This window comes from Streptomyces sp. BR123, assembly GCF_013401435.1.
Classification (GTDB): Bacteria; Actinomycetota; Actinomycetes; order Streptomycetales; family Streptomycetaceae; genus Streptomyces.
This window is the reverse complement of sequence record NZ_JACBGN010000673.1, coordinates 1-598: the sequence shown is the minus strand read 5'-3', so window position 1 is coordinate 598 and position 598 is coordinate 1. Positions and strand designations below refer to the sequence as shown.

Genomic DNA, 598 nt, shown 5'->3' with positions numbered 1-598 from the left:
GCTCCGGACTGCGCCCCTTCCCGCGCCTCACACGCCGGCGGGGCTGGAACGACGCGCTGCAGCTGCCGGACGACGCGTCGGCGGGGCCTCGCGTCCTACGCGTCGGTGGCGGCAGGGAGCGGGAGGGTGTCCAGGGCGGCGGTGAGGCGGTCGAGGACGGCGACCGTTTCGCGGAACGCGGCGTCGCCGAGGCGGTCCGCCAGGGCGGTGGCCAGGGCGGCGTGGCCCGGGTCGATGCGGGCGACGGCGGCACGGCCCGCCTCCGTCGGGCGGAGCAGTTTCGCGCGCCGGTGTGCCGGGTTGGGCAGGTATTCCGCGAGGCCCTGGGCGGCCAGCAGGTCCGCGACGCGCTGAACGCTCTGCCGGGTGATGCCCATGGCGCGGGCGATGCCCGCCACAGGCAGTGGTTCCTTCAGGACCGCGCCCAGCACCTGCCACCGTGCGGCCGTCAGCCCGGCGGGACGGGCCAGCTCCTCCGACAGGGCGAGGAAGCGCCCGTTCAGGCCGAAGACGCCGAGGGCGGTGCGGCTGAGCAGGTCCTGGCGGGCGCGCAGCGGCAGGGGTTCCCCTGCCGTCCCCGGCCTGTCTCTTATACACA

Annotated in this window: 1 protein-coding gene; it reads right to left on the bottom strand. The window is 76.3% G+C overall.

Annotated features, from left to right (window positions below; all coding sequences use genetic code 11):
- Positions 1 to 95 precede the first annotated feature (95 nt).
- Positions 96 to 593, bottom strand: a complete 498-nt coding sequence (locus tag HYE82_RS36975) for a MarR family transcriptional regulator (protein ID WP_309144574.1) — start codon at positions 591 to 593, stop codon at positions 96 to 98.
- Positions 594 to 598: the final 5 nt, after the last annotated feature.